The 14,702-nt window shown below is 54.6% G+C and carries 13 protein-coding genes and 1 riboswitch; of the genes, 10 read left to right on the top strand and 3 right to left on the bottom strand.

Features of this window, described 5'->3' with window-relative positions; all coding sequences use genetic code 11:
* The first annotated feature begins 283 nt into the window (after positions 1-283).
* The 6 genes from F8561_RS09485 (at position 284) to F8561_RS09460 (ending at position 7,358) form a co-directional block, all read left to right on the top strand.
* The gene (locus F8561_RS09485; RefSeq protein ID WP_151887370.1) at positions 284-1,498 is read left to right on the top strand and encodes an extracellular solute-binding protein; all 1,215 of its coding nucleotides are present in this window, start codon (positions 284-286) and stop codon (positions 1,496-1,498) included.
* Between the two features lie 57 nt (positions 1,499-1,555).
* Positions 1,556-2,860, top strand: a complete 1,305-nt coding sequence (locus tag F8561_RS09480; RefSeq protein WP_020884733.1) for a carbohydrate ABC transporter permease — start codon at positions 1,556-1,558, stop codon at positions 2,858-2,860.
* 11 nt (positions 2,861-2,871) lie between these two features.
* Positions 2,872-3,723, top strand: coding sequence for a sugar ABC transporter permease (locus F8561_RS09475; protein WP_014169479.1), 852 nt, complete (start codon positions 2,872-2,874; stop codon positions 3,721-3,723).
* A 2-nt stretch (positions 3,724-3,725) separates the two neighbouring features.
* A complete protein-coding gene (locus tag F8561_RS09470) occupies positions 3,726-4,928 on the top strand; it encodes an arabinogalactan endo-beta-1,4-galactanase (RefSeq protein ID WP_014169480.1) in 1,203 nt (400 codons plus the stop codon).
* Between the two features lie 30 nt (positions 4,929-4,958).
* Complete coding sequence (locus F8561_RS09465; protein WP_151887369.1) at positions 4,959-7,016, top strand: beta-galactosidase; 2,058 nt, start codon at positions 4,959-4,961, stop codon at positions 7,014-7,016.
* A 99-nt stretch (positions 7,017-7,115) separates the two neighbouring features.
* A complete protein-coding gene (locus F8561_RS09460) occupies positions 7,116-7,358 on the top strand; it encodes a glucose PTS transporter subunit EIIB (RefSeq protein ID WP_108648470.1) in 243 nt (80 codons plus the stop codon).
* A 104-nt stretch (positions 7,359-7,462) separates the two neighbouring features.
* On the opposite strand, the gene F8561_RS09455 is transcribed toward F8561_RS09460, so the two are convergent.
* Complete coding sequence (locus F8561_RS09455; protein ID WP_086532703.1) at positions 7,463-8,728, bottom strand: maltoporin; 1,266 nt, start codon at positions 8,726-8,728, stop codon at positions 7,463-7,465.
* A 269-nt stretch (positions 8,729-8,997) separates the two neighbouring features.
* Between F8561_RS09455 and F8561_RS09450 the strand changes: the two genes are divergently transcribed.
* Positions 8,998-10,074: a LacI family DNA-binding transcriptional regulator gene (locus tag F8561_RS09450; RefSeq protein WP_020884728.1), complete on the top strand. Its 1,077-nt coding sequence runs from the start codon at positions 8,998-9,000 to the stop codon at positions 10,072-10,074.
* Positions 10,075-10,115: 41 nt separating this feature from the next.
* Here F8561_RS09450 and F8561_RS09445 read toward each other — a convergent pair whose 3' ends face one another.
* Positions 10,116-11,117, bottom strand: a complete 1,002-nt coding sequence (locus F8561_RS09445; protein WP_020884727.1) for a magnesium transporter — start codon at positions 11,115-11,117, stop codon at positions 10,116-10,118.
* Positions 11,118-11,177: 60 nt separating this feature from the next.
* A riboswitch (M-box (ykoK) riboswitch) is annotated at positions 11,178-11,347 on the bottom strand.
* A 290-nt stretch (positions 11,348-11,637) separates the two neighbouring features.
* Here F8561_RS09445 and F8561_RS09440 point away from each other — a divergent pair.
* Positions 11,638-12,141 carry a DedA family protein gene (locus F8561_RS09440; RefSeq protein ID WP_032681280.1) on the top strand — a complete coding sequence of 168 codons (504 nt, stop codon included), beginning with the start codon at positions 11,638-11,640 and terminating at the stop codon, positions 12,139-12,141.
* A gap of 1 nt (position 12,142) precedes the next feature.
* Here the strand turns inward: F8561_RS09440 and F8561_RS09435 are convergent, their stop codons facing one another.
* Positions 12,143-12,892, bottom strand: a complete 750-nt coding sequence (locus tag F8561_RS09435; protein ID WP_044857451.1) for an SDR family oxidoreductase — start codon at positions 12,890-12,892, stop codon at positions 12,143-12,145.
* 100 nt (positions 12,893-12,992) lie between these two features.
* Between F8561_RS09435 and F8561_RS09430 the strand changes: the two genes are divergently transcribed.
* Both F8561_RS09430 and agp read left to right on the top strand, forming a co-directional pair.
* Positions 12,993-13,352 carry a winged helix-turn-helix transcriptional regulator gene (locus F8561_RS09430; RefSeq protein ID WP_020884724.1) on the top strand — a complete coding sequence of 120 codons (360 nt, stop codon included), beginning with the start codon at positions 12,993-12,995 and terminating at the stop codon, positions 13,350-13,352.
* An 86-nt stretch (positions 13,353-13,438) separates the two neighbouring features.
* Positions 13,439-14,680: a bifunctional glucose-1-phosphatase/inositol phosphatase gene (gene agp / locus F8561_RS09425; protein ID WP_025204488.1), complete on the top strand. Its 1,242-nt coding sequence runs from the start codon at positions 13,439-13,441 to the stop codon at positions 14,678-14,680.
* Positions 14,681-14,702 lie beyond the last annotated feature (22 nt).

Raw genomic sequence — 14,702 nt, 5'->3', positions numbered from 1 at the left:
ATAACAATTATTTGCTACATGGCTGGACGGTGCAATTTGTCTGCTCTGACTATAACTTCCAGTATTCACGCACCCTATACTGATATTCCATTAATGTTATGACGATCACACAACTTACAGTTTTTTGTAGAGTTATCATGATGTGAAGGGTAGCGTATACCAAACCAAAGGCATTTGATGTTATACGTTGTACGCCAGTGTTAGTCGGTTTTCTGGCGAAGGTGTATGGCGGTGAAATGCAATAACAACCATAAAATTGTTATACCTTCACATGAGGTTGATAATGAAAAAGAACATACTCGCTGCTCTGATCCTCTCTACGCTCGCGGTGCAGGCTCACGCCACCACGCAGCTTAACGTCTGGGAAGACATCAAAAAGTCGTCCGGCATTAAAGACGCGGTCGCCGATTTCGAAAAGCAGTACGACGTTAAGGTTAACCTGCAGGAGATGCCTTACGCGCAGCAGCTGGAAAAACTGCGCCTCGACGGCCCGGCAGGAATTGGCCCGGACGTGCTGGTCATTCCCAATGATCAACTCGGCGGCGCGGTTGTGCAAGGGCTGCTGACCCCCCTGAATCTGGAGGCGAAGCAGACCGAACAGTACACGCCGGCGTCGATAAATGCCTTCAAAATGGATAACACCCTTTACGGTGTGCCGAAAGCGGTTGAGACGCTGGTGCTGATTTACAACAAAGACCTGATCGCGAAGCCGCTCAACTCACTTCAGGACTGGTATGACTTTTCTAAACAGCAGCGCGCCAAAAACCAGTACGGCCTGCTCGCCAAGTTCGACCAGATTTACTACAGCTGGGGGGCTATCTCCCCGATGGGCGGGTACATCTTCGGTAAAAACGATAAAGGCGGTTATAACGCCAGCGACGTGGGCCTGAACAAGCCGGGCGCGGTAGACGCGGTCACCTACCTGAAAAAATTCTATACCGATGACGTGTTCCCGGCGGGGATCATCGGCGATAACGGTCTGAACGCGATCGATTCTCTGTTTACCGAGAAAAAAGCGGCAGCCGTCATCAACGGTCCGTGGGCGTTCCAGCCGTATGAAGCGGCGGGCATTAACTACGGCGTTGCGCCGCTGCCGACGCTGCCGGACGGTAAGCCAATGAGTTCATTCCTGGGCGTGAAGGGCTATGTCGTCTCTACCTGGAGCAAAGACAAAGCCATGGCGCAGAAATTTATCGAATTTATCAACCAGCCGCAGTACGTCAAAACGCGCTATTTAGCGACGCGTGAAATTCCGCCGCTGACCGCGATGATTGACGATCCGCTCATTAAGAACGACGAGAAAGCCAGCGCGGTTGCCGTGCAGGCCGCACGGGCGACAGCGATGCCGGGCATTCCGGAAATGGGTGAAGTCTGGGCTCCGGCGAACGCGGCCCTCGAACTGAGCCTGACCGGTAAACAGGATCCGAAAGCCGCGCTCGACAGCGCAGAAAAACAGGTTCAGATGCAAATCGAAGCCATGCAGGCCAGCAACCAGTAGTTTTCTGACGTCGCAGAACGGGAGGGCGTCTCTCCCGTTTTTTGAAAGGAGTTGTTTGTGAGTATCATCCCGGAACATTTTGCCAAACCGCGCGTGGCCGGGCGTCACGCCTGGACCAGCCTGCTGCTGGCGGTCATTCCCGGCTTCGGTCAGTTTTACCACCGTCAGTGGCTGAAAGGGGTCATCTTCCTGGTGCTGCTTGCCAGTTTTATCGGCGTATTTGCTGATTTTCTCCGCGAAGGGCTGTGGGGACTGGTGACGCTGGGTGAGGAGGTGCCGCGCGACAACTCCATCTTCCTGCTGGCGGAGGGGATCATCAGCGTGTTAATCGCTGCGTTCGGCGTGATGGTGTATTACCTGTCGATGCGTGATGCGTGGGTCAATGGCCTGAAACGTGACGAAGGGTTGCAGCTTAACAGCGTGCGTAAACAGTATCAGATGCTATTGAGCGACGGCTTCCCGTATCTGATGATCACCCCGGGCTTTATCCTGCTGGTGTTTGTGGTGGTGTTTCCCATTTTGTTCGGGTTTGCCATCGCCTTTACCAACTACAATCTCTACCACACGCCGCCGGCTAAGCTGGTTGACTGGGTCGGGTTTAAGAACTTCATCAATATCTTTACGCTCTCTATCTGGCGTTCCACCTTCTTCGACGTGCTGCAGTGGACGGTGGTCTGGACGCTGCTCGCCACTACGCTGCAGTGTACGGTGGGCGTACTGCTGGCGATTCTGGTGAACCAGAAAGATTTACGCTTTAAGCCGCTGATCCGCACCATCTTTATTTTGCCGTGGGCGGTGCCGGGCTTTGTCACCATCCTGGTTTTCGCCGGGATGTTTAATGACTCGTTCGGGGTGATTAACAACGCCATTCTGGCCTTCTTTGGGATTGCGCCTAAAGCCTGGATGACCGATCCGTTCTGGACCAAAACGGCGCTGATCATGATGCAAACCTGGCTTGGTTTCCCGTTTGTTTTCGCCATGACCACCGGCGTGCTGCAGGCCATTCCTGATGACCTGTATGAAGCGGCCACCATGGACGGCGCCAGCAGCTGGACCCGGTTGCGGACCATTACGCTGCCGCTGGTGCTCTACGCCATTGCGCCGATCCTGATTACGCAATACACCTTTAACTTCAATAATTTCAACATCATCTATCTGTTCAATAACGGCGGGCCGGCGGTGGTGGGGTCGAATGCGGGCGGCACCGACATTCTGGTGTCGTGGATCTACAAACTGACGATGTCATCTTCGCAATATGCCATTGCGGCGACCATCACCATCCTGCTGTCTGTGTTTGTCGTCGGCCTGGCGTTATGGCAGTTCCGCGCCACCAAATCTTTCAAAAATGACGACATGGCGTAAGGGACGTAACAATGGCTAAATCACAAAGTATTAAACGTGAGAAATGGGTCCGCCTTTCACTCTCCTGGCTGGTTATTGTGCTGGTGTCTGTCATCATCATTTACCCGCTGGTGTGGACGGTGGGCGCCTCACTCAACGCGGGCAACAGCCTGTTAAGCTCCTCTGTTATTCCGCAGAACCTGTCGTTCCAGCATTACGCCGACCTGTTTAATGGTCAGGTGAACTACATGACGTGGTACTGGAACTCGATGAAAATCAGCTTCCTGACCATGGTGTTGACCTTAATCAGCGTTAGCTTTACCGCCTATGCCTTCTCGCGTTTTCGCTTTAAGGGGCGGCAGAACGGACTGATGCTCTTCCTGCTGCTGCAGATGATCCCGCAGTTCTCGGCGCTGATTGCCATCTTCGTGCTCTCGCAGCTGTTGGGCTTAATCAACAGCCATCTGGCGCTGGTGCTGATTTACGTTGGCGGCATGATCCCAATGAATACCTATCTGATGAAGGGCTACCTGGACGCCATTCCTAAGGATCTGGACGAGTCCGCGCGCATGGACGGAGCCAGTAACTTCCGCATCTTCATCGAGATCATCATGCCGCTTTCCAAACCCATTGTGGCGGTGGTGGCGCTGTTCTCCTTCACCGGGCCGCTGGGGGATTTCATTCTCTCCAGCACCATTTTGCGCACCCCGGACAAATACACCTTACCCATCGGGCTTTATAACCTGGTGGCGCAAAAAATGGGTGCCAGTTACACCACCTACGCGGCAGGCGCGGTGCTGATTGCGGTGCCGGTCGCGATCCTCTATCTGGCCTTACAAAAATACTTCGTCTCCGGTCTGACCTCCGGGAGTACTAAGGGATAACCATGAAAAGACTCAAACCCGCTTTGCTTGCTGTTTGTCTTTCTTGCGGTCTTGCCGCGAGTGCGTTCGCCGCGGACGGGGTAAAAACGCGTCCTTTTAACGCCATGCCGGCAGACTTTATTAAGGGGGCGGACATCTCGACGCTGCTCGAGGCGGAACAGCATGGCGCAACATTTTATAACCAGAACGGCCAGCAGCAGGACGCGATTGCCATTCTGAAAGCCAACGGCGTGAACTATGTGCGCCTGCGTTTGTGGGTGGATCCGCAGGATGCCAACGGAAATACCTACGGGGGCGGCAGTAACAATCTGGAAAACACGCTGGCGCTGGCGAAGCGCGTAAAGGCCCAGGGCATAAAACTCCTGCTCGATTTCCACTACAGCGATTTCTGGACCGACCCGGGCAAACAGTTCAAACCTAAAGCCTGGGAGAAGATGGATTACCCGCAGCTTAAAACGGCAATCCATGACTATACGCGCGACACCATTGCCCGCTTTAAAAAAGAGGGCGTGCTGCCGGACATGGTCCAGATTGGTAATGAAATCAATGGCGGAATACTCTGGCCGGAAGGCAAAAGCTGGGGGCAGGGTGGCGGCGAGTTTGACCGCGTAGCCGGGCTACTCAACGCCGCAATCAGCGGGATGAAAGAGAACCTGACCGACGGCGAGCAGGTGAAAATTATGCTGCACCTGGCCGAAGGCACTAAAAATGACACCTTCCGCTGGTGGTTTGATGAGATCACGAAGCGCGATGTGCCGTTCGATATTATCGGCCTGTCGATGTACACCTACTGGAATGGCCCGATCGGCGCGCTGAAAGCCAATATGGATGACATCAGCAAACGCTATAACAAAGACGTCATTGTGGTGGAAGCGGCCTATGGCTATACGCTGGAGAACTGCGATAACGCAGAAAACAGTTTCCAGGCCAAAGAAGAGAAGGACGGTGGCTATCCCGGCACCGTGCAGGGTCAGTACGATTATATCCACGATTTAATGCAGGCCGTGATTGACGTTCCCGATCGTCGCGGTAAGGGTCTGTTCTACTGGGAGCCGACCTGGATTGCCGTACCGGGCACCACATGGGCCACCAAAACCGGCATGAAATATATCCATGATGACTGGAAAGAGGGAAATGCCCGCGAAAACCAGGCGTTATTTGATTGTCATGGCAAAGTGCTGCCGTCGATAACGGTATTTAAATAGTATTCTGTTTCACTTCAGGACGTTTTTAATATGAATAAATTTGCGCCTTTAAGTTCGAAGGTCGCTGCGTTATTGCATGGCGCCGACTATAACCCGGAGCAATGGGAGAATTACCCCGGTATTATTGAAAAAGATATTGCCATGATGCAGCAGGCGAAATGTAATGTCATGTCAGTGGGCATATTTAGCTGGGCGAAGCTCGAACCGCGTGAAGGGGAATATGATTTTGTCTGGCTGGATAACGTCATTGATAAATTATATTCAGCGGGGATCCATATTTTCCTCGCCACGCCGAGCGGTGCGCGCCCGGCATGGATGTCGCAAAAATACCCGCAGGTGCTGCGCGTAGGGCGTAACCGCGTGCCTGCGCTGCACGGTGGGCGTCATAACCACTGTATGTCTTCCCCGGTGTACCGTGAGAAGACATTGAAAATGAATACCTTACTGGCTGAACGTTATTCACAGCACCCGGCGGTGCTGGGCTGGCATATCTCCAATGAGTACGGCGGTGAGTGCCACTGCGATCTGTGCCAGGAGCGCTTTCGCGACTGGCTGAAAGCGCGCTACAAAACCCTGGATGCGCTGAACCACGCATGGTGGAGCACCTTCTGGAGCCACACCTATAGCGACTGGTCGCAGATTGAGTCCCCTGCGCCGCAGGGCGAGGTGTCCATTCACGGTCTGAACCTCGACTGGCGCCGCTTTAATACGGCGCAGGTAACAGATTTCTGTCGCCATGAGGTTGCGCCGCTAAAAGCCGTCAACGCAGCGTTGCCGGTGACGACCAACTTCATGGAGTACTTCTACGATTACGACTACTGGCAGCTTGCGAAAGCGATCGACTTTATCTCCTGGGACAGCTACCCGATGTGGCACAAGGAGAAAGACGAAACCCAGCTCGCCTGCTATACCGCCATGTACCACGACATGATGCGCAGCCTGAAAGGCGGCAAACCTTTTGTGCTGATGGAGTCCACGCCGAGCACCACCAACTGGCAGCCGACCAGCAAGCTGAAAAAGCCGGGGATGCATATTCTCTCGTCAATGCAGGCGGTGGCACACGGGGCCGATGCCGTACAGTACTTCCAGTGGCGTAAAAGCCGCGGTTCGGTGGAGAAATTCCACGGGGCGGTTATCGACCACGTGGGGCATCTTGATACGCGTGTCGGGCGCGAAGTGACGCGTCTGGGCGAAATGCTTGAGCGCCTGCCGGGGGTGGTCGGGTGTCGCACGCAGGCACGGGTGGCGATTATCTTCGACCAGCAAAATCGCTGGGCGCTGGACGATGCCGAAGGGCCGCGCAACATGGGGATGGAGTACGAAAAAACCGTTAACGAACACTACCGTCCGTTCTGGGAAAAAGGCATCGCGGTGGATGTGATTGATGCCGACGGCGATCTCAGCCAGTACGCGCTGGTGATTGCGCCGATGCTTTATATGGTTCGGGAAGGCTTCGCCGAACGCGCAGAAGCGTTTGTCGCCGGGGGCGGCCATCTGGTGACCACCTACTGGAGCGGCATCGTGGATGAAAGCGATCTTTGTCATCTCGGCGGGTTCCCGGGGCCGCTGCGTAAACTGCTCGGCATCTGGGCAGAAGAGATCGACTGTCTCGGTGAGGGAGAACGTAATCTAATACAGGGGCTGGCGGGTAATGCGGCTGGCCTGCAGGGCCCGTATCAGGTTCGTCATCTGTGCGAACTGATCCATGTCGAAAACGCTCAGCCGCTGGCGACCTACCGGGATGATTTCTACGCCGGTCGGCCTGCCGTGACGGTGAACCGTTTCGGTAAGGGGAAAGCGTGGCATGTGGCGTCGCGCAACGATCTGCCGTTCCAGCGTGATTTCTTCGCCGGGATTATTGACGAACTGGCGCTGCCGCGGGCCATGGAATGCGATTTCCCACCGGGTGTGGTGGCAACGGCCCGCACGGACGGCGAAACCACGTGGGTGTTTGTGCAGAACTACACCGCCCAGCAGCAGCTCATTACGCTGCCGCAGGGGTATACCGACTGCATGACCGATGCCGTCGCCGCGGGTGATACCGCTCTGCTGCCGTGGGATTGTCGGGTACTCAGGCGTAAAGCGTAGTCGCTGAGGGCGTCGCGTCGTACAACCCTGGCTAATCAATCTGAAGGCGCCTGCTCTATGAGCAGGCATTTTTTTATCTACATAACAGAGAGGCGTATTATGGACAGTGAAATAACTCAGCGTTTAATTCCTGCATTCGGCGGCGACGATAATATCGAACATGTTGAAGCCTGCATTACCCGTTTGCGCGTCACGGTAAAAGATTTAAATAAGGTGGATACGCAGGCGTTACAACAGGCGGGGGCGCTGGGCGTGATTATTATCGGCCAGCAGGTGCATGCGATATTTGGCCGGCAGTCTGATACCTTGCGGCAATTATTAGATGCGCATTTTAGTCATTAATAATAAAAAAGGGATAGCCAAAATAATGGCTATCCCAAACGAGGAGAATAGACTGCCAGTTGTTGGAGATACAATAACGATTAACGCATATCAGGAAATAAACATTACCACCAGGCTTCCACCTGCACGCCAAAATTCCAGGTATTATTTGCGGTGCCGTCTTCGAAGGATTGTCCTTTCTCGGAGTCATTCAGGTAAGAGGCGAAGACGCGCAGTTCAGGACGCGACATAAAATCAGGCCCATCCGCCAGTCCGAGTGCGAGGGTGTACTTCTCTCCGCTCTGCTTGTAGCTGGAGCCGTCGGTGTAAGTATCTTTCTGGTAGAAACCGCCCACTTCACCAATCAGACGCACGTATTCGGTGAACTGGTACTGCGCGCGACCCACCAGCGAGACAAGGCGCGATTTATCGGTGAATTGCGTGGTGTCATCCGCCGAGCCCCAGGTCAGCACGTGGTTGAAGGAGAGCTTGTCCGTAATCGGAATTAAGCCGGTGTTAATCACACGGTAGCCGCTGGCGTCGTTCACGTAGTTCCACATGTCATACCAGCCGCCGCCCTGGGACACCATGTTCTGCGCCAGGCCTTTGTTCGCATACTGCAGCACCAGCTTGTTGTAGCCGCCTAACATGTCCTGGCTGATCTCACCGGTGACCATGACGCCGTTGTCGGCCTCATACAGCCCACCGTACTCTTTCTGCTTATTGGTGGGGTTTGGCATGGCGTAATCAATGCCCACTTCAGTCCATGCACCCGCCCACGGCTTCCAGCCCGCATAGCGAAGGTCGATGTAGTTGATATTAACGTCGCTATCGCCGTCCACGCGGTAGTCCACGTCGTTGGCATCGCCACGGATCCAGGCCACGGACACTGCACCCGGTCCGAGCGTGTAGTTTTCGATACCGGCACCCGCGCCTGAGATGTTCCAGTATTTGGTGTCAATGATGTGCAGGTCATGGCGCTGGTAGTAGCGCTTACCGCCCCAGATCACCGCGTTCGGATCGCCGGGGATCAGCCCCTTGATCTGCAGATTCAGCTGACGCAACCCGAACTGCGCATCGTCGCCGAAGGTGGTTTCATTGTCGTTAGAGCCGTCAGAGACCATGCTCACCATGCTGTCGAGGTAGAAGCTGACTTCGTTCTTTTTGTACACCTCTGAGCCCAGCTCCAGCTCGCCGTAGGTATCGGCCTCGTTACCCAGACGGCCAATTTTATTTTTTTGCCACTCCTCCATCCCACCATCCCGTGAGACGCCCACACCGGAGCGAAGATACCCATGAAAATCAATTGGTACTGAAGACGCTGCAAACAGCGAAGGAGACGCTAACGCGGCAGCCAACGCAACAGATACAGAGCGGATCGTCGTGTTCATTGTTACCCTCTTATTGTTTTGTAATACGTTCACAAATCCGCTGTCATAAAATGCCTAAACCTTTTTTCTGGCAATTACGCGATCGTTAATCTGTGATTAAGTGCAAATAAAATAGCCAATTTTGTTACGATTGATGAGGTGTGACCAGAAATGTAGTATTGTGAACGTAATACTTTTTGATGGTGTTATGGCAGCCGAAAGTGCCCAGTGGGCGTTTTTTTATATCGCCCCTGATACAATCAGCGCATAACAACATAAGGAACCGGACCATGAAGTCGAAAAGCGCAACGTTAGAGGACGTCGCACGCCATGCGGGCGTCTCCTATCAGACCGTGTCCAGGGTACTGAATAAATCTGCCAATGTATCCGAAGCCACGCGTCACAAGGTGGAGAAATCCATAGAGTTATTGCGGTATGTCCCGAACCGCCTGGCGCAGCAGCTGGTCGGAAAGCAGACCCAGACCGTCGGACTGGTGACGATTTCGCTGGCTTTGCATGCGCCGTCACAGGTCGCCGCGGCGGTAAAACGCTATGCAAATGTGGAAGGGTATCAGGTGTTGATCTCCATGATTGATGAGAACGTCAACCACAGCATCCAGGATTCGATCAATGAACTGAAATCTCAGCTCGTCAGTAAGGTGATCATCAATGTCCCGCTGGAAGCAGAGCAGGCGCAGAAAATCGCGACGGACAACGACGATATCGTCTGTCTGTTCCTCGACGTTGACCCTTACAGTTCCGTGTTTAACGTTTCGTTTAACCCGGCAGATGGCACCCGTGCCAGCGTCAAATATCTCTACGAACTGGGGCACCGGGAAATCGCGTTGCTGGCGGGGCCTGCGTCTTCTGTCTCGGCGCAGCTCAGGCTGAAAAGCTGGATTGAAACCCTGAAAGGTTACGGTCTGGAGCCGGCCTCGGTGATCCGCGGGAACTGGGACGCGCAGAGCGGTTACGCGGGTGCGCTGCAGATGCTGCGCGAGACGCCGCAATTTTCTGCCGTGCTGGTGGCCAACGACCAGATGGCGCTGGGGGTACTAAGTGCTTTCCATCAGCATCAGATTTCCATTCCGGGTGAAAAATCGGTGATTGGCTACGATGACACCTACGAAAGCTCATTCTTCTATCCGGCATTGACCACGGTATCGCTGGACCTGGATCTGCAGGGGAAAGAGGCGGTGCGCCGCATTCTCGACAGTGGCGAAGACAATGCCGTGCGCATGTCATCCATTTTGCCTGCCCGGCTGGTGGTGCGGCAGTCGACCGGGCCGAAAGGTGAGAAGGGCAAAAACCTGCAGGTACTGGCGCAACAGCTTCGTGATATCGCACATCAGCTTGGCGATATGTAAAACGGTGAGCACCTCAACCCGGTGGGTGAGGTGCTGCACTCTTATTCCAGCCCCAGCGTGTACTGCGCAATCTTGAAGTAAATAATCAGACCGGTTCCGTCGATAAGCGTCGCGATAAAGGGCGCGGAAACGACGGCCGGGTCAATGCCGCAGCGCTTCAGTACCATCGGAATAACTGACGAGACAATCGCACTCCACAGCGTAATACAGACCAGCGTCAGGCTGACGATAAGGGTAATTTCCAGCCCGATACCCATCATCCAGGCGCGGACACACCCGGCAAGACCAAGCGTGGCGGCAATCATCAGCGAGGTGGTCATCTCCTTTCGTAACACGCGGCCAACGTCGCGCAGACGCACTTCACCCAGCGCCATTGCACGCACCAGCGTGGAGGTGATCTGCGTCCCGCTGTTCCCACCGGTCCCTATCAGCAGCGGAATAAAAAAGGCCAGGGCAATGGCGGATTCCAGCGCCTCTTCGAAGTGCTGAATAACCGAGCTGGTATAGGCTTCAGCGACAAACAGCAGCAGCAGCCAGACGGAGCGTTTTTTCCACAGGCTGAAGGGGCTGGTTTCCAGATACGGCTTTTCCAGCGGCAGCGTTGCTCCCTGGAGCTGGGCATCTTCGGTGACATCATCTTCCAGCAGATGGGCGATTTCGCGTTCGGTCAGGCAGCCGACCACTTTACCGTGCGTGACCACCGGCACGACATCCGCCTCGCCGTGGGCCAGCAGCCCGGCGACATCGGCACGCTCGTCTTCCGGTTTGACCTGCAGAAACTGAGAAATCATCAGCGTTTTCACCGGCTGTACCGTATCGGCGGTCTGCAGCAGTTTGCGCACCGCAACCATGCCTGCCAGCCGACCGTTATCTTCGAGGAAAATATGCGATGGAATATCATCGTCTTTTAATTTTTCGAAAAATTGCTCGCGTGCCAGCGCCACGCATAATGAAATATCGAGGACGATAAAATCGGTATTCATATATTGCGCGATTGCGCTGTCATTGAATGCCAGGTTTTGATTGTGAATAGCGTAAGACATAGTGAATTCCCTTTGAATAATAAAATCTCTCAGGGGCGAGCAAGACAGGGCATGTCGAAGAGGAGATCCCCACGTCCTGGGTTCAGCACTGTACACCGTATCCCGTAAGGGAAGTTATACTGACAAAGCCTTGATTCGACAGTGCCTGTTTTACCCTGTGCCGGTTCTCTCGAACCCACCAGAGCGATAACGTGTATTTGTACAGGAGCCTCGCCATAACGAGATCGTTGTAAAACGAGAGGGATAATACGCCACTTTAAACATCGCGCTGTGGAATTTAAAAGACGTTTAAGAAACGTTTAGAACAATAATTTAATCCCGCGTATTAATGACATCGATTATTCATCAATGACGGTGGTTATTGCTCAAGAGAGTATAATTCCACACCTCTGTGTTTCTAAATGGCGCTGACATTTTCGCGTGTCGTTAATGCCTTCCTGCTGGAGGTCTGAGCGGTTGATATCCCATTTAAGGTTGTTCGTTTCTAATGGTCAGCATCACGAACGCTGCGGGGTGGAATATGACGTGGTTTGACAATCTGCTGAATCATTTTGCGCTCTATCCGACGCATCTGTTCGCGCTGCTTTTCGTCATCGCGCTGAGCAAGTCTACGGTACTGGTTTCCTCCGTGCTTCCGCCGGCCTCGGTGATGCTGCTGGCAGGGATCACCGTCAGCCAGACCAGCCTGCATCCGGCACTGACGTGGCTGGCTGTCGCGGCCGGTGCCACAACAGGGTCGGTATTGAATTATCATATCGGCCAGTTGATGGGCCACACGCGGCTGGTCACGCGCTTCACCTCCCGGCACGCCGAGAAATTTTTGCGGGTACAACATCAGCTGCAGAAAAACGGCGTGCTGGTGCTCTTTACCGCGCGTTTCCTGGCGGTGCTGCGTTATATCGTCCCGCTGGCAGCGGGCATGCTCAGACTGAACGCGGCGAAGGTGTACGCGGTAAGCCTGATTTCAGCCGTCGTATGGGCGGCGCTGTATGTCGGCATCGTCACCGGCATCAGCGCCTTTTGACCTACAGGTTTCCCATTCCGCCGTCGACCAGCAGTTCCGTTCCCACCATATAGCGCGATTCGTCAGAGGCAAGATAGAGCGCGGCTTTCGCCAGCTCCGTCGGCGTGCCCATTCTGCCCAGCGGCACAAGTTTGGTGATATCCCCCAGCATCGCCTTGAGCGCTTCCTCGCTTAACCCCGTTTTATTAAATGCCGGTGTTTCTACCGGACCCGGGCTCAGGCCGTTGACGCGAATACCGCGCGGCAACAGCTCCCCTGACAGCGTGCGTGCCAGCGACAGTAATCCCGCCTTGCTGGCGGCATAAACGCTGCTGGCAGGCAGCCCGATGCGGGCGCTCACGGACCCGCACAGGATCACAGAGGAGGGATTATTGAGCAGCGGCAGCAGGGCCTGAATCAAAAAGAACGGTCCTTTAAGGTTGATGCCCATCAGGCGATCCCAGGCGTCTTCCTGCCACTCTTCAAGCAGCCCGTGCGTCACATCGCCGGCGTTAATAAACACGGCATCAAGACGTGGCCAGCGAGAGGAGAGCGTGTCCGCCAGCGCTTTTTGCGCGGCGATGTCACCCGCATCGGTCGGAATAACCCAGGCATTATCGCCCAGAATGCGTTGTGCTTCGGCAAGGGTATCCGGGTTACGTCCGGTGACAGCAACGTGCGCTCCTTCGGCAATAAATTCCTGCGCGGTAGCGAGTCCAATACCGGAAGTGCCGCCGGTAATCAGCGTATATTTACCTGCTAAACGACCCATGTGCTTCTCCTGAAATGACTCTGGAGAAAGCACTATAGAAACGTTAGTATCGAAAGGAAACCAGGTACCATTTGGATACTAATGAGGCAAGAGGTGTGCTATGGCGGAATCACTCACTATACCCTGTGAAAAAAAATCTGAGGTTTATCTCTGCCCGATGACGCAGTTTGTAAACCTGATTTCCGGTAAGTGGGCCATCCCGGTGCTCTATCGCCTGATTATGCTCAATGCACCGGTCCGGTTTGGCGATCTGCTGCGCGCCGCTGCCCCCATCACGCAAAAAGAGCTCACGAAGCAGTTGCGCCTGTTTGAGCAGCGCGGGCTGGTGTCGCGCACTATCTACCCGGAGATCCCACCGCGGGTGGAGTATCAGATAACCGCGCTGGGGTTAACCCTCCAGAGCGCGCTCTCCCCGCTGGCCGACTGGATGAGCGAATACGGCGATCGCCTTGAAAAGTAATCCTCAGTTTGCGAAACGCTTCCCGGAAAATTGTCACGAATCTGTCACACTCACTGCGACATTTTAAAACGAGTGAGGAATTAGGGATGAGAAAAGCACTACTCGCGCTGGCAATCGCCGGTTCCATTGCAGTGACATCTGGCGTGCAGGCGCAAGAGACGCCGGAAGGGTATCAGCTGGAACAAGTTTTAATCATGAGTCGCCATAATTTGCGCGCGCCGCTCGCCAATAATGGCAGCGTGCTCGAGCAATCCACACCGAAGCAGTGGCCAGAATGGGAGGTGCCAGGCGGTCAGCTCACCACCAAAGGTGGCGTGCTTGAAGTCTACATGGGCCACTATATGCGCGAGTGGCTGGCACAGCAGGGGATGGTGAAAACCGGCGAGTGCCCGGCCGCGGATAGCGTATATGCCTATGCCAACAGCCTGCAGCGCACTGTCGCCACCGCGCAGTTCTTTATCACCGGCGCCTTCCCGGGGTGCGATGTGCCTGTGCATCATCAGGAAAAAATGGGCACCATGGATCCGACCTTTAACCCGGTGATTACGGATAACTCACCTGCATTCCGTGAAAAAGCGCTGAAGGCGATGGAGACTGAGCGGCAGAAAATGCAGCTTGGCGAGAGCTACAAGCTGCTGGAGCAGATGACGAATTACGCCGATTCACCGTCCTGTAAAGAGAAGAACGTGTGCTCGCTGGCGGAGGCGAAAGATACCTTCAGCGCTGACTATGAAAAAGAACCTGGCGTATCGGGGCCGTTAAAAGTCGGTAACTCGCTGGTGGATGCCTTCACGCTGCAGTATTACGAAGGCTTCCCGGCAGACCAGGTTGCCTGGGGTGAAATTAAAACCGATCAGCAGTGGCGCGTGTTGTCGCAGCTGAAAAATGGCTATCAGGACTCGCTGTTTACCTCCACCGAGGTGGCGCAAAACGTGGCCAAACCGCTGGTGAAGTATATCGACCAGGCCCTCGTCACCGGGCAGGCGAAAGCGCCGAAAATCACCCTGCTGGTGGGGCATGATTCCAATATCGCGTCGCTGCTTACGGCGCTGGATTTCAAACCGTACCAGCTGCATGACCAGCACGAGCGGACGCCAATTGGCGGGAAAATTGTTTTCCAGCGCTGGCATGATAAAAACGCCAACCAGGAACTCATGAAGATTGAGTATGTCTATCAGAGCGCCGACCAGCTGCGTAACGCCAGCGTACTGTCACTGGATGCGCCGGCACAGCGTGTGACGCTGGAGCTGAAGGGGTGTCCGGTTGATGCGAACGGTTTTTGCCCAATCGATAAATTTAATGCGGTGATGAATAACGCGGCGAAATAGGTAAAACCCCCCGCTCAGGCGG

Origin of the sequence: Enterobacter sp. 198 (assembly GCF_009025585.1) — a bacterium.
GTDB classification, from domain to species: domain Bacteria; phylum Pseudomonadota; class Gammaproteobacteria; order Enterobacterales; family Enterobacteriaceae; genus Enterobacter; species Enterobacter ludwigii.
Note: the sequence above shows the minus strand (reverse complement) of the source record. Positions and strands in the feature narration are given on the sequence as shown.